Source organism: Halomonas fontilapidosi, from assembly GCF_014192285.1.
Classification (GTDB): domain Bacteria; phylum Pseudomonadota; class Gammaproteobacteria; order Pseudomonadales; family Halomonadaceae; genus Halomonas; species Halomonas fontilapidosi.
The window spans coordinates 82,720-98,613 of record NZ_JACHXQ010000005.1; the positions used below are offsets into that span (position 1 = coordinate 82,720).

A 15,894-nucleotide genomic window follows, 5' to 3' on the forward strand; every position below is an offset into this window, starting at 1 on the left:
ACCGAGGCCACCCGCTGGCACCTACAGCTTCACGGTAGGATCGGCAAAGCCCTGCGGCACATAGAGGTTGTGCGTGCCCAGGTTCTTGACGTCGGTCTCACCGCACAGGGCCATGGTCGTATCCAGTTCCTTGTGGATGATCTCGAGCGCCTTGGTCACGCCCGCCTCTCCGGCGGCGCCCAGGCCGTAGGTGAAGGCGCGGCCGATATAGGTGCCCTTGGCGCCCAGCGCCAGGGCCTTCAGCGCATCCTGGCCGGAGCGAATCCCGGAATCGAAGTGGACCTCGACCTGGTCGCCCACCGCCTCGATGATCGAGGGCAGCATGCGGATGGAGCTGACGGCACCGTCCAGCTGGCGGCCGCCGTGGTTGGAGACGATGATCGCATCGACGCCGACCTCCACCGCTCGCCGCGCATCCTCCGGCGTCATGATGCCCTTGACGATCAGCTTCCCGCCCCACCATTTCTTGAACTGCGCGATGCGCTGCCAATCCAGCGACACATCAAACGCCTCTGCCGTCCAGGTCGAGAGTGACGATGGATCGGTCACCCCTTTGGCGTGGCCAACGATGTTGCCGAACGAGCGGCGCTTGGTGCCCAGCATTTCCAGCCCCCAGGGGATCTTGGTGGCCATATTGGCGATCGAGCGCGCGGTCAGCTTGGGGGGAGCGGATAGCCCGTTCTTGATGTCCTTGTGGCGCTGGCCCAGCACCTGCAGATCGACCGTGACAACCACCGCGGAACACTTGGCGGCCTTGGCGCGCTCGAACAGGCGACGCATGAAGTCGTCGTCCTTGAGGGTGTAGACCTGAAACCAGAACGGCTGAGTGGTGTGCGCGGCCACGTCCTCGATCGAGCAGATCGACATGGTCGAGAGCGTGAACGGCACGCCAAACGCCTCGGCCGCCCGCGCCGCCTTGATCTCACCGTCGGCAGACTGCATGCCCGTCAGCCCCACCGGTGCCAGCGCCACCGGCATGGCCACGTCTTCGCCGATCATCTGGCTGTGCGTGGTACGTCCGGCCATGTCGACGGCCACCCGCTGCTTGAGGTGGATGTGCTGGAAGTCACTGCTGTTTTCGCGAAACGTCTGCTCCGTCCAGCTGCCGGATTCGGCGTAGTCGTAGAACATCTTCGGGGTGCGCCGTGCGTAGTGGCGCCGCATATCTTCGATATTGGTGTAGACCGGCATGTTCTCTCCAGAATGACGGGATGCCCAAAGCGCTTTGCGCCCACGCCTGCGAATGACCGCTGATCAAACCGGCGGCAGATGTTGAAGCCGAGTCGACCACTTTACCATCTGTTGCGCAAGCCGCCGTTGAAAGCCGTCGTGTCACCACCATCCGCGCGCCGATCTGTCAGAATGGACCGCATACTCGTGGAGGCGGACAGAACCCTTCCAGCCTCCCTCGAGATCCCGATACCCTTCAGCAACGTTCCACCAGGAGGCCCCATGGCCGTGATACTGCAGGTGCACTTCCCTTTCCCCGGTCCCTTCGGTGACGAAATGGCCGATGCCCTCGCGCCGCTGGCGAAGTCCATCAACGAGGAGCCCGGCCTGGTGTGGAAGATCTGGACGGAAGACGCCGAGCGCCAGCTGGCCGGCGGCGTTTACCTGTTCGCCACGCGGCAGGATGCCGAGGCCTACCGCCACATGCATACCGCTCGGCTGGAGGGTATGGGCATCAGCGGCATAGAAGCGCAGATACTGGAGACCAACGAGGCACTGACCGCGATCAATGGCGGGCCGCTGGCACCCGCCGAGGGCTGATGCGGCCAGGGTCACCCGCGGATCAGCGAAGCACCGAGCACGCTAGGGGCGCTGCTCACGAAACGCCCTGATTACCTGGCCGGCCAGCGCTTCGCTGGCCTCCCCCGCCCCTTCACGGCGCACCAGCACGACGTGATAGTCACCCAGGTCGGGCAACCCGACCTCGCGGGGTACTTGACGCAGTGGCAACTTCACCAGGCTGACGGGAAAGGGCGCCACGGCGATATCGGCGAGCATCGCGGCTTCCTGGCCGGCCCAGTGCTCACTGGTATAGGCGATGTGATAGGCGATGCCGGCATGGTCGAGGGCGGCCAACGCCCTGCCACGCCAAGGCCATCCCTGACTCGCCAGGGCCACCGGCAGCGGCGAGCGCCAGGCCGCCACACCACCGTCGCGACCGGCCCAGACCAGCGGCTCGCTATGCACCACCTCGCCCTGATCCGCCGTCTGCCCCGGGGTACCGGCCGTCATCAGGATGAGGTCGAGCTCGCCGGCCTCCAGCTGGCGCTGCATCTCCACACTGCCGCCCACGACGACATCGACCTGCACCGCCGGGTGCGTCCGAGCGAATTGCGCCAGTACCTCGGGCAGGATGCGCGACCCCTGGTCGTCGGGGGTGCCAAAGCGGACCGTACCCTCCACCGGGGGAGCAAGGAAGCGCGTCACCGCCTCCTCGTTGAGCTTGAGCAGGCGCCGCGCATAGCCCAGCAGCACTTCACCTTCCGGGGTCAGCCGCACCTGGCGCGCCTCGCGCACAAACAGCTTATGTCCCAGTGTTTCTTCCAGCTGCTTGATCTGCATGCTCAACGCCGAAGGCGTACGGGATACCTGTCGCGCGGCGCGGGTAAAGCTGCCGCGTTCGGCAATCGCCACGAAGGTCCTCAGCACCTCGTTATCCAGCAGTGGCAGCGGTCCCGAATGGGCCGCCGAAGCGGAAGACGGCATGGCTACACCTTTCAGAATTTCTGAAAGCTCAATGTAATCCTTTTCGTTGGATTCAACAAAGATCATCAACCATGCTGTTCACGACATCGCAACACACATCCTCCAACCTCGACTCAATTGATCGCCGTCATCGGCAATCGGCCAGAGGAGGCAACGACATGCGTCATCTCGACCATTCCCGGAAACTCGACGCCACTGCAGAGCACACCACTCGTCCGCCCGTGCCGAGGTTCTGCATGCCGGCCATGCCACCCCTCGGGCTGATGGCATCCATCGAGAACCGGCTGCACGCCTGGCGGCAGCACCTTCATCACAATTCACGTTGAGATAGGACGCCAACGCCGGGCCCGACAAGCGGGAGGCCCGGCGGGCCATTAGGCAAAACCACTGGGAGGGATAGTGGCCGCGAGTGACGTGCCGCCGGTATAGGCAGGACGCTGGGGAATCAAGGCGCGGTGGCGACGCGGCGCGGAAAGGTCAGTCGGATGGAGAAGCCTTCAGGATGTTCTCCAGACGCGCGATCTCGATGCGGGCGTTGACGAGTTCGCTGACGTCGTACTGCACGCCGAGGTAGTAGATCAGCTTGCCCGAATCGTCCCACAGCGGCTGGATCGACAGCCGGTTGTGAAACAGCGTGCCATCCTTGCGGTAGTTGCGCAGCGTCACCTCCACGGGCTCATGCACCCGCAGAGCCGCGCGAATTTCATCGAGTGCCGGCTGGTCGCGATCCTCGCCCTGCAGGAAACGGCAATTGCGCCCCAGAATTTCCTCCTGACTATAGCCCGTCAGCTGCTCGAAGATGCTGTTGGCATAGACGATGGGTGAGTCCGGCTGATCCGGGTCGGAGAGGGTCACGCCGTTGACGCAGGTGTCAAGAATCTGTGTCAGGACATGCGGGATGATGCCGGTGTCTTTGTCGGGAATGAATAACATGGTGTCTCCAACCAAGGGCGCTGGGTAAACGAATTAGTCCGTCGGCGTTTGGCCGAGTTCCCGCTCGGCCAGGAGGCGAAGGTCGCGCACGACGCGCTCCGTAGCATCCTTGACCGCCACACGAATGAGTTTTTCGAACGGGCGCATGGCAAAGTTCAGCTTTGCCAGTTCGAAGCTGAAGGTCAGCCGCGTATGGCCCTGCTGCGGTTCGAAGAAGTAGTTGATCTCGAATGGATCCTTGATGCCCTTGAAACACACGCGGCGCTCGGGCTCGAGCGCGATGACCTTGAAATCGGCCTCGGAGCGGCGCCCCTGATCGATTCGCACCTGCCGGGCCTTCCAGCCGACGGCCAGCGGTCCGCTGCTCAGCGGCGTCAGCTTCTGAACCTCGGGCGACCAGCGCGGATAATTGCGGACGAAATCGGTCACCACGAAGCCGAACACATCGGACACCGGGCAGCGAATCAGGGTACTGGACTGGGACTTTACCATCGTTCAAGCGACTCCCATGGAGACGGGTGACGGGGATCGCAACGCTGGGGCAGAGGCGTAAGAGACACGTCATCGAGCCTGGCTGCCAACACGACCAGGCTTGACGATAGCAGCATTTTCCCGGGGACGCTCCATGGATCATTTGCCCGAGCCCGTGCCGGCTCACTCCGTCAGGTGCCTGCATGGAGCACGGAACAGCGCCGTTGACGGAGCGGGCAGTGGTTGGTGCCATGAAGGTGGGATACCTTGAAAGCACTGCCATGCTGCCCCCCCATAGAGGAAACTTCGATGATCATTCGTCATGCCAACGAGCGCGGCTACGCCGATCACGGCTGGCTGAAGTCTCGCCACACCTTTTCGTTTGCCGATTACGTCGACCCGAACCACATGGGCTTTCGCAAGCTGCGGGTGATCAACGAGGATCGCGTTCAGGGCGGCCAAGGCTTCGGCACCCATCCCCACCGGGACATGGAGATCCTCTCCTACGTGCTGGAAGGCGAGATGGCTCACCGCGACAGCATGGGCAACGGCGCGGTCATGCGCCCTGGCGATGTGCAACGCATGTCGGCCGGCACCGGCGTGCGGCACAGCGAGTTCAACAACACCCCCGACCGTGAGCTGCACTTCCTGCAGATCTGGATCGAGCCGCAAGAGCGGGGCATCGCCCCCGACTACGAGCAGAAGGCCTTTCCCGGGGAGCAGCGCCAGGGGCAATGGCGGCTGGTGGTATCCCAGGACGGGCGCGACGGCTCGGTGAGCGTGAACCAGGACGTCAACCTCTACGCCGGGCTGTTCGAAGCCGGCGAGCGAGCGCCTACGCCTGCAGTGCGCCACGCCTGGCTGCACGTGGTACGCGGCGAGGCCGAGATCAAAGGACAGCGGCTCTCGGCCGGCGATGCCGCCGCTTTCCAGCCAGGAGAGACCATCGAGGCGGTGGGCGTGAAAGACGCGGAGATCCTGCTCTTCGACCTGGGCTGAACGGTATTCGGCGTGGAAATGGGGGCGGTAACGGAGGTGCGTGCCCCGTTCTCCCCCATGGCTATCACCCCTGCTGCTTGGGCCAGGCGGCGATATCGGTGACATCGGCATGAGAGAAGGCGCGGCCAGGAAGGGGGTACGTCGCCGATGACTGTGCGTCACCGATTAATGTGACCCTGTGCTGCTCTGGGATCTCGGGGCGCTGAACAACAACGAGGAGAAGCAGGCACAGGAGGCACGCTTGCTATATGTCGGCATGACGCGGGCACGCTGGCGTCTAATGATCACCAGCAGCAAAGACAACTGGTACACCAAAAGGCTGATGGAGCTATCAGCAGATAGACAGCATTCGCTCAGGAAAGGTTGGTGGGCCCAGCTGGACTCGAACCAGCGACCAAAGGATTATGAGTCCTCTGCTCTAACCAACTGAGCTATAGGCCCTTGCAGCGGAAGGCGCCGAGCGGCGCCGCAGTATGATAGCGAATGGCGATGGAGGTGGCCATAGTCGACCGCCCTTGGCCGGCCGATTCTCTCGCCGCGGCACGTCCTTGCCTGGCCAGCGTGACGACCCGCGAGACGCCCGGCCGGGTGCGGGTCACCAACGCCGAGCGGGTGGCGCTGGATGGCCGCGAACTGATGGCCAACCCCACGCTGCGCTCGGTGCTGCTGCTCGGCTACCAGCAGATCGGCGACGAGGTCGCCGGTGCATCTCGATGCCGTGTTGCTGCGGCGCTGAGCCAGGGGAGTCAGGTCGCGTCGATGCCGAGGATCGTGTAGGGCGCCTCGCAGGCGTGGCGCTCGTCCCGCTCGTCGACGCTGCCCAGGCCCAGGTGGCGGTCATTGTCATAGGCGACGAACAGGCGATCATGGTCGAGCACGGCCAGACCCTCGGCCTTGTGCTCGAACTCCAGCGGCAGGCCTGCCGGGGTGGTCACCAGGGTCGGGCTCTTGCCGGCGCGAAAATCCGCCAGGCTGATCTCCCACAGATAGCCGCCGATGTGCTCCTCGCCGGCCTCTTCCACCTCGTAGCTATTCAGCAGGTAGAGCCGCGCGTGGTAGGGGTCGTACTCCAGGCTCGAGAGGCCGCAGTCGTAGCGCACCTCGGGATGCTTGCCCGGATCGAAGGCATAGTGCTCGCGCAACGCATCGAGGAACACCAGGTTGCCGCTCTCGCTGATCTCGTAGTGGGCGCCCACCACCCGGCTGACGTAGGCGAAGTCATCGTGGGCCTGGCCCTGTTCGCGCGCGCCGAACAGCAATAGGCCGTCGCCCCGCTCACCGGGGATCGCGGCGAGCCCCTCGATCTTGTAATAGGGAAAGCCGATGGCGCCGTTCAGCTTGTCGCGAAGTTCCAGCGAGCCCGCCACGCCGTCGCGCGGGTCGGGGTCCACCACCTGCACCCGGTCCGGCTCGCCCAGCGGCCAGATTAGCAGGTGGTTGTAGTCGTTGAGCGCGTGGCTCTCGTCGTCGATACGATCGAAGCCGGTGGTCGCCAGCACGTGGCGGCCATCGGCGGTCAGCGCGAAGTCCTCGTACTTCTCGGCCTGCTTGACCAGCGGCTGGGTGAAGTAGGTCAGCCGGCTGTCGTCGGGGCCCTCGGCGGTGAGGGGCACGGCAAATACCGCCGAGCGCGCCTCGCCGGGAATCGGCTTGTCGCTGGCCATCAGCAGGCGCTCGCCATCAAAGGCCACCGCCGAGACCTCGGCGTTGGCCAGCCGCCCCTTGGCATCCTTGAGGCCGGCGGGAAAGCAGTGGATGGTTCCCTGCTGCAGGATCCTGGCATTCACCATGTCGTCGTCCTTCGGATGGATGGATGCCTCACCCTACTACGCTGAAACGCGCGCCGGGAACCGCGCGGGAGCCGCTGCGCGGCCCTTTATTGATAATGATTACTGTTTGTATAATGGCGCTTTCCGCGAACCGGGTGGTCTCGCCATGCCCTCTTCCCTGGCCCGGCTCTACGTCGGCCCCCTGCAGCACCTCGCCCCGCCGGCGATCGCGCCGATGACGCACGAGGGCATGCCGGCCCATGAGCTGCTCGACCCGGCGCGCCTGGCGGCGCTGCTCGAGCGCTTCGGCGCCCAGTACGATCATGGCGACCGTCGAGCAGTGGCCTCGCTGTGGTCCAAGTGGCACTTCAGCGTTCTGGCGGCCCATGGTCTAGCCGCCAACCTGCTGCTCGAGCGCGACCTGCCGTTGAGCCTGGACGCGCTCCATCTCCAGCAATCAGCCGAGGGGCAGACCACCGGCCTGGTACTGCGCCATGCCGGCCGCCCCCTGGCCGCTTTCGATCCTTCTGCACGCTTCACCACCCTGCTCGACGGCCACCTGGCGCCGCTGATCGAGGCCCTGGCCGCGGTATCCGGTGCCTCGCCCAAGGTGTTCTGGAGCAACGCCGGCAACTACGTCGAATACTTCGCCGGCGCCCTGGCCGAGCATCCCATGGCCGGGCCGGACGCCGGTGAGCCCGCCAAGGCGCTGATGACGCGTCGTACCCTTCCCGACGGCCGTCGCAACCCGCTCTATCACCCGGTGCGCTACGTCGAGAACGATAACGGCACCCCGCGGCGGGTGCGTCGACTGTGCTGCATCCGCTACCTGATCGACGAGCTGGGGGTGTGCGGCAACTGCCCGCTGGATTGCCCTAACAGGTCTCGCGCCGCCAAGACGCGCTGACCGCCTCAACAACGAAAGGACCCACCCCGGCAATGGGGTGGGCCCTGTGTGGCATGCCTTGCGGCGGGGAAAGACTCAGTAGCGCCAGGTCAGGTTGGCCATAACATGGCGCGGGGCGCCGCGGAAGGCCTGATCCCACTTGAGGCTGGTCAGGTACGCCTCATCGGTGACGTTGTTGAGGTTCAATGAACCGGTGAGATTGTCGCTGAAGTCGTAGCTTGCCATCAGATCGACCAGGGCATAGCCCTCCTGACGGGTCTTGCCTTCAGCGAAGTCGCGATCGCGCTCGATATCATCCTGCCAGCGAAGTCGTGCCCCCACCTTGAGCGCATCGAGGGCGGCCGGACGATAGCTGGTGGTGGCGCGTACCAGGTGGCGCGGAATATAGGTATTGGTCGCCTCGCCGTCGGCGTCTTCAATCTCGAGATAGGTATAACCGACACTGGCCTGCCAGCCGGGCGCCAGCTCGCCGGCAAGCGTGACCTCGACGCCCTCGCTGGTGATGCCGTCGCCGCCCTTGTAGATGGCGGTGCCATCCGGCCGGGTACCCGCCGGCTGAGCGAGGTTGTCCTGCTCGGTGCGAAACAGCGCCAGCGACGCGTCGGCAGCGCCATCGAACACGCTGGCCTTGAAGCCGAGTTCGTAGCTCGCTCCTTCCACGGGATCGAGGAAGTCGCCGTTGCGATTGATCTCGGTCTGGGGATCGAAGATCTCAGTGTAGCTGGCGTAGAGCGAGGTCCAGTCGGTAACGTCGTAGATCAAGCCGGCATAAGGCGTCAACTCGTTGTCAACGTCGGTCTCCTGGGAACTGCCGTACTGCTCACCAACCGCGTCGGCCCAGCTCAGCCGGGCGCCCGCCACCGCGGTCCAGCGCTCGGCGAGATCCAGCTTGGCCGCGCCATAGAGGCTACGCTCCTTGACCGTGGCATCGCCCAGGGTGGTGGGATAGGCCACCCAGGCATCGGGCTCGGGGTAATCACCGTTCCAGTCGTCCAGTGGCGGCAGCCCCTGTCCTCCGGCATCGAAGTCTGCCGTCGGATAGCGAGACAGCTGCTGGTTGCGGCTCTGGCTCCAGTCCGTGCCCACCACCAGCTGATGGGTGCGGCCAAAGGCCTCGACGTCGCCCTTGGCATGCAGGTCGGCCACCCACTGCTCGAGGTGGCGGTCGTAGCGGCTGAGCGTCAGCTGATCGTCCGAAATGCGCCCGTTCGACGCATCGGGCGTGCCGTAGATATAGAACAGCTGGGTGTCGGAGAGCATGTCCAGGTGAGTCAGCGTGCCCTTCAGCGACCAGCGCTCGCCGAGCTCCTGCTGCACTTCGAGGAAGCTGCGGCGGGTCTCCACGTCCCAGTAGGACCAGTCGGGCGCCGAGGAGGTCTCGACGTCGTAGCCGGTGGGGTCGCCGGCCGAATCATAAAGCGGCAGCGAGCCCCACATGTTGCCGTCGGTATTGTTCTGCTGCCAGGTGTGGCCCAGGGTCACCAGAGTGCTGTCGGTGACATCGGCCTCCAGCACGCCGTAGAGCAGCCCGCGCTCGCGGCTCAGCCGGTCGAGATAGGAGTCACTCTCCATCCCCGCCGCCACCAGGCGCCCGCGAAGGCGCCCGGCGTCATCCAGCGGCCCGGCGACATCGGCCTCCAGGCGCCGCTGCTCCCAGGAGCCGACGCTCGCCGAGACCGAGGCCTGGGGCTCATAGGTGGGCCGCTTGCGCACGAAGTTGACCGTCGCCGCGGGGTTGCCCGAGCCCGACATCAGGCCGGTCGCACCCCGCACCACTTCTACGCGATCGTAGATCGCGGTATCCATGTCGCCATGCACATTGTTGTAGGGCATCGGCACGCGCAGGCCGTCGACCTGGAAGTTGGAGATCTCGAAGCCCCGCGCCGTGTAATAGGTGCGGTCGGTCTCGAGGCGCTCCACCGTGACCCCAGGAGTGCTCTCCAGGACATCGTTGGTGGTATCGAGGTTGAAATCATCCATCTGGGCCCGCGTCACGGTCGAGACCGACTGGGGCGTCTCGCGGGGCGTCAGGTCGAGCCGCGTAGCGGAACTGGTGAGCGGCACCCGGTACCGCTCCGTGCCTTCGGTGATGATCGACAGCGCCTCCGCCTCGACAGTCACCGTTTCGAGAGCCTGGGCGGGCTCGGCCTCCTGGGCAAACGAGGCAGGCGAGAGCACGACGAAGGCACCGGCAGTGGCGAGTCCCAGCGCCCGGCGCACGGCCTGGGCAAGCGGATCGATCCTGCTGGAGAGGGAATCGGGATGACACATGGATGAATAGGCCTCTGGTTCTTATCTATCGGAAACGCGCATGATAATAACTCGCATTACACAAAAAACAAGAAGAATTCTCAATTGAGGCGACGATGATGAAGGAGGCGCACCTCAAAGGGAGGCATCCAGCCGCTCGATATCGCCGGTCTGCACCCGCCATTGGGCGGCATAGCGTCCGTCCTGAGCGAGCAGCTCCGCATGGGTGCCGCGCTCCACCACCTGGCCAGCGTGGACCACGGCGATCTGGTCGGCGTGAACAATGGTCGAGAGCCGGTGGGCGATCATGATCACGGTTCGCTGGTGGGCGATGCGTTTCAGCGAGCGCTGAATGGCCGCCTCGGTCTCGTTGTCCACGGCGCTGGTGGCCTCGTCCAGCACCAGGATCGGCGGGTCCTTGAGCAGCGCCCGGGCCAGCGAGAGACGCTGTCGCTGGCCGCCGGAGAGGCGCACGCCGCGCTCGCCCACCGCGGTGTCGAGCCCCTGGGGCAGCGCCTGGATGAAATCCCAGGCCTCGGCGGTGCGCGACACCTCGATGATCTCGGCCTCGGTGGCGTCCGGCTTGCCGTAGGCGATGTTGTCGCGCACCGAGCCCTCGAACAGGTAGACATCCTGGCTAACCAAGCCGATGGCGCGGCGCAGCGAGGCCAGCTCAAGCTCGCGGATCGGCTGGCCATCGATGCGGATCTCGCCCGACGCGGGATCGTGGAAGCGAAGCAGCAGCTTGATCAGGGTTGACTTGCCCGAGCCGGTGGCGCCGACCAGTGCCAGGGTATGTCCCGCCGGCACGGCCAGCTCGATGCCCTGGACCCCAGCCCCGGCATCGCCGTAACGGAAGGTCACCGCCTCGAAGTGGACCTCGCCGCGCACCGGCTCGGCCAGCGCCCGCCCGCCGTCGTCGCGCACCTGGATCGGCGTGGCCAGCAGGTCGAGGATGCGCCGCGTGCTGGCCATGGCACGCTCGAAGAGGTCGATCACCTGGGCCAGGCCGGTCAGCGGCCAAAGCAGCCGCTGGGTGAGGAACACCAGCACCCCGTAGGCACCGACGTTGAGCTCGCCCTGCAGGGCCATCATGCCGCCCACGGTGAAGGTGGCCAGGAAGCCGGCCAGGATCGCCATGCGGATCACCGGGATGAATGCCGAGCTGATGCGGATGGCCTGGCGATTGGCCTCCACGTAGGCCTCGCTGGCCTGGCGCAGCCGCTCGGCCTCGCGGGCCTCGGCGGTGAAGCTCTTGATGGTGGCGATGCCGGCCAGGTTATTGGAGAGCCGGCTCGAGAGGTCGCCGACCCGCTCGCGCACCTCGGCGTAGAGCGGCCCGGCCTTGCGTTGGAAGTAGAAGGCGCCCCACACGATCAGCGGGATCGGCGTGAAGGCAAGCAGCGCGATCAGCGGCGAGAGCACGAAGAACACCGCCCCCACCGCCACCACGGTAACGCCGACCTGGATCATGGCGTTGGCGCCGCCGTCCAGGAAACGCTCGAGCTGGTTGACGTCGTCGTTCATGGTCGCCACCAGCTGGCCGGAGCTCTGCGACTCGAAGAAGCCCATGTCGAGCCGCTGGGCATGCTCGTAGGCGTCCTGGCGCAGGTCGGCCTGCAGCCGCTGGGCCAGGTTGCGCCACAGTACCTGGAAGAGATACTCGAACAGCGACTCCCCGGCCCAGATGAAGAAGGTCAGCGCGCCGAGGATCAGGATCTGCTCGCGGGCGGACTCGAAGCCGAGCCCCGCCACAAAGCTCTGCTCCTGGTTGACCACCACGTCGATGGCCACGCCGATGAGGATCTCCGGCGCGATATCGAACAGCTTGTTGATCACCGAGCAGGCGCTGGCGGCGATGATCCGGCGGCGATAGCCGCGGGCATAGCGCAGCAGGCGCGCCAGGGCCCGGAAACTGGAGGTGGTGGCGTCAGACATGGGAAACGGTGTCCTTGGAAATGAGGCGCCACAGCATACCGGGAAGGTGGCGGCCCCGAAACAGACCTCATTGATAACCATTATCACCCGGGGTAAGGTAGCGCCCATCGCACGCCCCTCTCGGGGCTCACGAAGGAGCGTCCTGCATGTTCGAACTGCGCGGAGCCGGTTTCACCATCGCCGACCGGCCGCTGCTCGCCGCCACCGAGCTGACCCTCGAGGGTGGCCGAGTGCACGGCCTGATCGGCCACAACGGCTCGGGCAAGTCGACCCTGCTCAAGCTGCTGGCCCGCCAGCAGCCGGCCAGCCAGGGCGAGCTGCACTTCGACGGACGCCCGCTGGCCGGCTGGGGCCAGCGCGAGTTCGCCCGGCGAGTGGCCTACCTGCCCCAGCAGCTGCCCGCCACGGAGAACCTGCTCGGCCGCGAGCTGGTCGGCATGGGCCGCTACCCCTGGCGCGGCCTGCTGGGCCGCCATACCCGCGAGGACGAGGCGGCCATCGAGCGGGCCATTGCCGCGACCCACACCGAAGCCTTCGCCGACCGCCTGGTCGACACGCTTTCCGGCGGCGAGCGCCAGCGCGTCTGGCTGGCCATGCTGCTGGCCCAGGGCAGCGACTTCCTGCTGCTCGACGAGCCGCTGGCCGCGCTGGACATCGCCCACCAGGTGGAGGTGCTGGCGCTGATCCGCCAGCTCAGCCAGACGCTGGGGCTGGGCGTGGTGATCGTGCTCCACGACGTCAACATGGCGGCGCGCTACTGCGACCACCTGGTCGCCCTGCATGGCGGGCGGGTGCTGACCCGGGGTGCCCCGGCCGAGCTGATGGACGAGGCCACGCTGGAAGCCATCTACGGCATTCCGATGCAGGTGATGGCCCACCCTACCGGCCATCATCCCGTCGCCCTGGTCCATGCATGATGTCCGCGTGACGGCCCGCTTACCCGAAACCGAGCCCCCGACCCAGAATCTCGCACTCCCATGACGCTTTCCCTCTTGCGCCCTGCCGCACGCTGCTGCTCGCCCTTGCCCAGCCGGCGGCTGCGGGGCCTTCTCCCCGCTGTGTTGCTGATCCTGGCACTGGTGCCGCTGCCTCGTGCTTTGGCCCAGCCGGCCGTGGCCACCCTCGACTGGACCCTGGCCGAGACGCTGGTGGCGCTGGGCGCGACGCCGGCCGGCGTTGCCCAGATCGATGCCTACCAGGCCTGGGTCGGCGCGCCGCGGCTGCCCGAGGCCAGCGTCGATCTCGGCCTGCGCAGCCAGCCCAACCTGGAGCTGCTGGCGAGTCTCGCGCCCGACCACATCCTGATCTCACCGATGTTCGCCAACCTGGCACCGCGGCTTTCACGCATCGCGCCGGTGACGACCCTGTCGCTCTACACGCCGGGCCAAGCGACCTGGCCCCAGCTGCATGAACTGACCCGCGAGGTCGGCCGGCTGGTCGAGCGTGACGCGGCGGCCGAGCAACTGATCGCCGCGACGCAATCCCGGCTCGAGGCCCTGCGGCACCGGCTGCCCGCCCAGCTGCCGCCGCTGCTGGTAGTGCAGTTCATGGACGAGCGCCATGTGCGGGTGTTCGGCAAAGGCGGCCTCTATCAGGCCGTGATGGACCGCCTGGGGCTGGACAACGCCTGGCGCGGCGAGACCAACGCCTGGGGCTTCTCGCTGGTGGGCCTCGAGCAGCTGGTGGGCCTGGAGGCGCAGCTGGTGGTGGTCGAACCCTACCCGGTGGGCGTCGAGGCGGCGCTGGCCGACAGCGGCCTCTGGCAGCAGCTGCCCAGCGTGCGCAACGACGCCCTGATCACCCTCCCCCCCGTGTGGAGCTTCGGCGCCCTGCCCTCGGCGCAACGCTTCGCCGAGCACCTGGTGGCCGCCCTGGAGGACGCGCCGCATGACGACTGAGACCGCCCGCCGTCACGCCCCTGCCCTGGTCTGCCTGCTGCCGGGCCTGGCACTGCTGGCGCTGATACTGGGGTCACTCCTTCAGGATGGTCTGCTTGACGGCCTGCGCGCGCTGGCAACGGTAACGCCGGGGAGCGCCGAGTCGCTGGTACGCCACTACAGCTGGTGGCCGCGCCTGGCCATGTCGCTGCTGGCCGGCGGCGGTCTGGCGCTGGCGGGGGTGCTGATGCAGCAGGTGCTGCGCAACCCGCTGGCCGCTCCCACCACCCTGGGCGTGGCCAGCGGCGCCAACCTGGCGCTGATGGCCGCCACCCTGCTCGCCCCCGGCCTGCTGCTGGCCGGGCGCGAATGGGTGGCCCTGGCGGGTGGCGCCGGTGCCATGGCGCTAGTGTTTGCCCTGACCTGGCGCCGCGGCCTCTCGCCGGCGGTGGTGGTGCTCGCCGGCCTGGTGGTCAACCTCTATTGCGGGGCGCTGGGCATGGTGCTGCTGCTCTTCCACCAGGAGACCCTCAAGGGGCTGCTGATCTGGGGCGCGGGCTCGCTGGCCCAGAACGGCTGGCAAGATGTGGTGTTTCTCGCCCCGCGGCTGCTGCTCGGCGGCCTGGCGGCCTGGCTGCTGCTGCGGCCGCTGACGGTGCTAGAACTCGACGATGCAAGCGCGCGCAGTCTTGGCGTCTCGCTGAAGCACCTGCGCCTGGCAGGGTTGGGGCTGGCGGTCTTTCTCACCGGCTGTGTGGTCAGCGTGGTCGGCGTGATCGGCTTCATCGGCTTGGCGGCGCCCAATATCGTGCGCCTGGCCGGGGCGCGCCGCCTGGGGGCGCGGCTTCTTTGGTCGACGCTGCTCGGCGCCCTGCTGCTGGCCACCACCGACCTGCTGCTGCAGCGCTTTGCCGGCACCCTGCCCACCCTGATACCGACCGGTGCCACCACCGCCGCCCTGGGGGCCCCGCTGCTGCTGTGGCTGATTCCCCGGCTACGCCTCGAGGCCAGCCGACCGCCCGCCTCCGCTGCGGCCCTGGCTTCACGCCATCCCGCCCCCGGGCGCCTGGCCTCAGGCCTGACGCTGGTGCTTGCCGCGGCTATCCTGCTCGCGCTGCTGGTTGGCCAGGGGGCCGGCGGCTGGTTCGCGACGCTCGACGAGACGGTACTGGCATGGCGCTGGCCACGCTTGCTGGCCGCGGCGGCCAGCGGCGTGATGCTGGCCATCGCCGGCACCCTGATCCAGCGCGTCACCGCCAACCCCATGGCCAGCCCCGAGGTGTTGGGCATCAGCGGCGGCAGCGCCATTGCGCTGATGGCGGCCATCTTCCTGCTGCCCGCTCCCGGCAACCTGACCCTGGTCGGCGCGGGAACCCTGGGGGCGCTTGCCAGCCTGGCCGCGCTGGTCCTGCTCAACCGGAGGAGCGGCTTCGTGCCCGAACGGCTGCTGCTCAGCGGCGTGGCGATCACCGCGCTGTTCGATGCCGTGCGCGCCATCGTGCTGGCCGGCGGCGACCCGCGCGGGCAGCAGGTCATCGCCTGGCTCTCGGGCTCTACCTACTATGTCGACCCCGTCAGCGCGGCCGTGGTCACGGGCCTCGCCGTGGTGCTGGCCCTGGCGACACGGCCCTTTGCCCGCTGGCTGGATATCCTGCCGCTGGGCGCCGGCATGGCCGCGGCGCTGGGGATACGCGTGGCGCGCGCCCGCCTGGCGCTGCTGCTGCTCGTCGCCCTGCTGACCGCCTGCGCCACCTTGGTGGTCGGACCGCTCTCCTTCGTCGGCCTGCTGGCGCCTCACATGGCGCGGCTGGCGGGCTTCTCCCGAGCTCGTGCCCATCTGCTCGGGGCCGCGCTGATCGGCGCCCTGCTGATGGTGCTGGCGGACTGGCTAGGGCGCCAGCTGCTGTTCCCCGCGGAGATTCCCGCCGGCCTGGTCGCCTCTCTGCTGGGTGGCGCCTACTTCATGTGGGGCCTCGGGCGCCGATAAACCTGGCGTGTGGCGGCCCCGCTTGAACTCGAGCGTGGCTGACTACAC

At 67.0% G+C, this 15,894-nt stretch carries 15 protein-coding genes and 1 tRNA gene; 8 read left to right on the forward strand and 8 right to left on the reverse strand.

The genetic code is table 11. The features are described from left to right. Nucleotides 1-21: 21 nt before the first annotated feature. On the reverse strand, nt 22-1,191 hold the full coding sequence (locus FHR95_RS08915; protein WP_183314151.1) for an alpha-hydroxy acid oxidase: 1,170 nt from the start codon (nt 1,189-1,191) through the stop codon (nt 22-24). A gap of 261 nt (nt 1,192-1,452) precedes the next feature. Between FHR95_RS08915 and FHR95_RS08920 the strand changes: the two genes are divergently transcribed. Then, a complete protein-coding gene (locus tag FHR95_RS08920) occupies nt 1,453-1,770 on the forward strand; it encodes a monooxygenase (RefSeq protein WP_040185644.1) in 318 nt (105 codons plus the stop codon). A gap of 42 nt (nt 1,771-1,812) precedes the next feature. On the opposite strand, the gene FHR95_RS08925 is transcribed toward FHR95_RS08920, so the two are convergent. Beyond that, nucleotides 1,813-2,715: a LysR family transcriptional regulator gene (locus FHR95_RS08925; protein WP_183314152.1), complete on the reverse strand. Its 903-nt coding sequence runs from the start codon at nt 2,713-2,715 to the stop codon at nt 1,813-1,815. Between the two features lie 158 nt (nt 2,716-2,873). On the opposite strand from FHR95_RS08925, the gene FHR95_RS08930 reads away from it, so the two are divergent. Next, the gene (locus FHR95_RS08930; RefSeq protein ID WP_183314153.1) at nt 2,874-3,041 is read left to right on the forward strand and encodes a hypothetical protein; all 168 of its coding nucleotides are present in this window, start codon (nt 2,874-2,876) and stop codon (nt 3,039-3,041) included. A 151-nt stretch (nt 3,042-3,192) separates the two neighbouring features. Here the strand turns inward: FHR95_RS08930 and FHR95_RS08935 are convergent, their stop codons facing one another. Continuing rightward, nucleotides 3,193-3,648 carry a PAS domain-containing protein gene (locus FHR95_RS08935; RefSeq protein ID WP_183314154.1) on the reverse strand — a complete coding sequence of 152 codons (456 nt, stop codon included), beginning with the start codon at nt 3,646-3,648 and terminating at the stop codon, nt 3,193-3,195. A 33-nt stretch (nt 3,649-3,681) separates the two neighbouring features. Continuing rightward, nucleotides 3,682-4,140 (reverse strand): SRPBCC family protein, encoded by a 459-nt coding sequence (locus FHR95_RS08940; RefSeq protein ID WP_183314155.1) that lies wholly within the window; start codon nt 4,138-4,140, stop codon nt 3,682-3,684. 288 nt (nt 4,141-4,428) lie between these two features. Between FHR95_RS08940 and FHR95_RS08945 the strand changes: the two genes are divergently transcribed. After that, nucleotides 4,429-5,118: a pirin family protein gene (locus FHR95_RS08945; RefSeq protein ID WP_183314156.1), complete on the forward strand. Its 690-nt coding sequence runs from the start codon at nt 4,429-4,431 to the stop codon at nt 5,116-5,118. Between the two features lie 364 nt (nt 5,119-5,482). Here the strand turns inward: FHR95_RS08945 and FHR95_RS08955 are convergent. Next, nucleotides 5,483-5,559 (reverse strand) — tRNA-Ile (locus tag FHR95_RS08955). A gap of 42 nt (nt 5,560-5,601) precedes the next feature. Between FHR95_RS08955 and FHR95_RS08960 the strand changes: the two genes are divergently transcribed. Next, nucleotides 5,602-5,895: a hypothetical protein gene (locus tag FHR95_RS08960; protein WP_183314157.1), complete on the forward strand. Its 294-nt coding sequence runs from the start codon at nt 5,602-5,604 to the stop codon at nt 5,893-5,895. Here the strand turns inward: FHR95_RS08960 and FHR95_RS08965 are convergent. Next, the gene (locus tag FHR95_RS08965; RefSeq protein WP_183314158.1) at nt 5,865-6,908 is read right to left on the reverse strand and encodes a hypothetical protein; all 1,044 of its coding nucleotides are present in this window, start codon (nt 6,906-6,908) and stop codon (nt 5,865-5,867) included. The genes FHR95_RS08960 and FHR95_RS08965 overlap by 31 nt on opposite strands. A gap of 145 nt (nt 6,909-7,053) precedes the next feature. Here FHR95_RS08965 and fhuF point away from each other — a divergent pair, with 145 nt between their 5' ends. Beyond that, nucleotides 7,054-7,794, forward strand: a complete 741-nt coding sequence (gene fhuF / locus FHR95_RS08970; RefSeq protein ID WP_183314159.1) for a siderophore-iron reductase FhuF — start codon at nt 7,054-7,056, stop codon at nt 7,792-7,794. 75 nt (nt 7,795-7,869) lie between these two features. Here fhuF and FHR95_RS08975 read toward each other — a convergent pair whose 3' ends face one another. Both FHR95_RS08975 and FHR95_RS08980 read right to left on the reverse strand, forming a co-directional pair. Then, nucleotides 7,870-10,065, reverse strand: a complete 2,196-nt coding sequence (locus FHR95_RS08975) for a TonB-dependent siderophore receptor (RefSeq protein WP_183314160.1) — start codon at nt 10,063-10,065, stop codon at nt 7,870-7,872. A gap of 114 nt (nt 10,066-10,179) precedes the next feature. Further along, on the reverse strand, nt 10,180-11,982 hold the full coding sequence (locus FHR95_RS08980; RefSeq protein WP_183314161.1) for an ABC transporter ATP-binding protein: 1,803 nt from the start codon (nt 11,980-11,982) through the stop codon (nt 10,180-10,182). A 146-nt stretch (nt 11,983-12,128) separates the two neighbouring features. Here FHR95_RS08980 and FHR95_RS08985 point away from each other — a divergent pair, with 146 nt between their 5' ends. From FHR95_RS08985 to fhuB, 3 genes are read left to right on the forward strand one after another with little or no spacing between them, the layout of a single operon-like run. Continuing rightward, nucleotides 12,129-12,899, forward strand: coding sequence for an ATP-binding cassette domain-containing protein (locus FHR95_RS08985; RefSeq protein ID WP_040185624.1), 771 nt, complete (start codon nt 12,129-12,131; stop codon nt 12,897-12,899). A gap of 60 nt (nt 12,900-12,959) precedes the next feature. After that, complete coding sequence (locus tag FHR95_RS08990; RefSeq protein ID WP_183314162.1) at nt 12,960-13,880, forward strand: ABC transporter substrate-binding protein; 921 nt, start codon at nt 12,960-12,962, stop codon at nt 13,878-13,880. After that, nucleotides 13,870-15,846, forward strand: coding sequence for a Fe(3+)-hydroxamate ABC transporter permease FhuB (gene fhuB / locus FHR95_RS08995; RefSeq protein WP_183314163.1), 1,977 nt, complete (start codon nt 13,870-13,872; stop codon nt 15,844-15,846). Before FHR95_RS08990 ends, fhuB begins: the two co-directional genes overlap by 11 nt. Nucleotides 15,847-15,894: the final 48 nt, after the last annotated feature.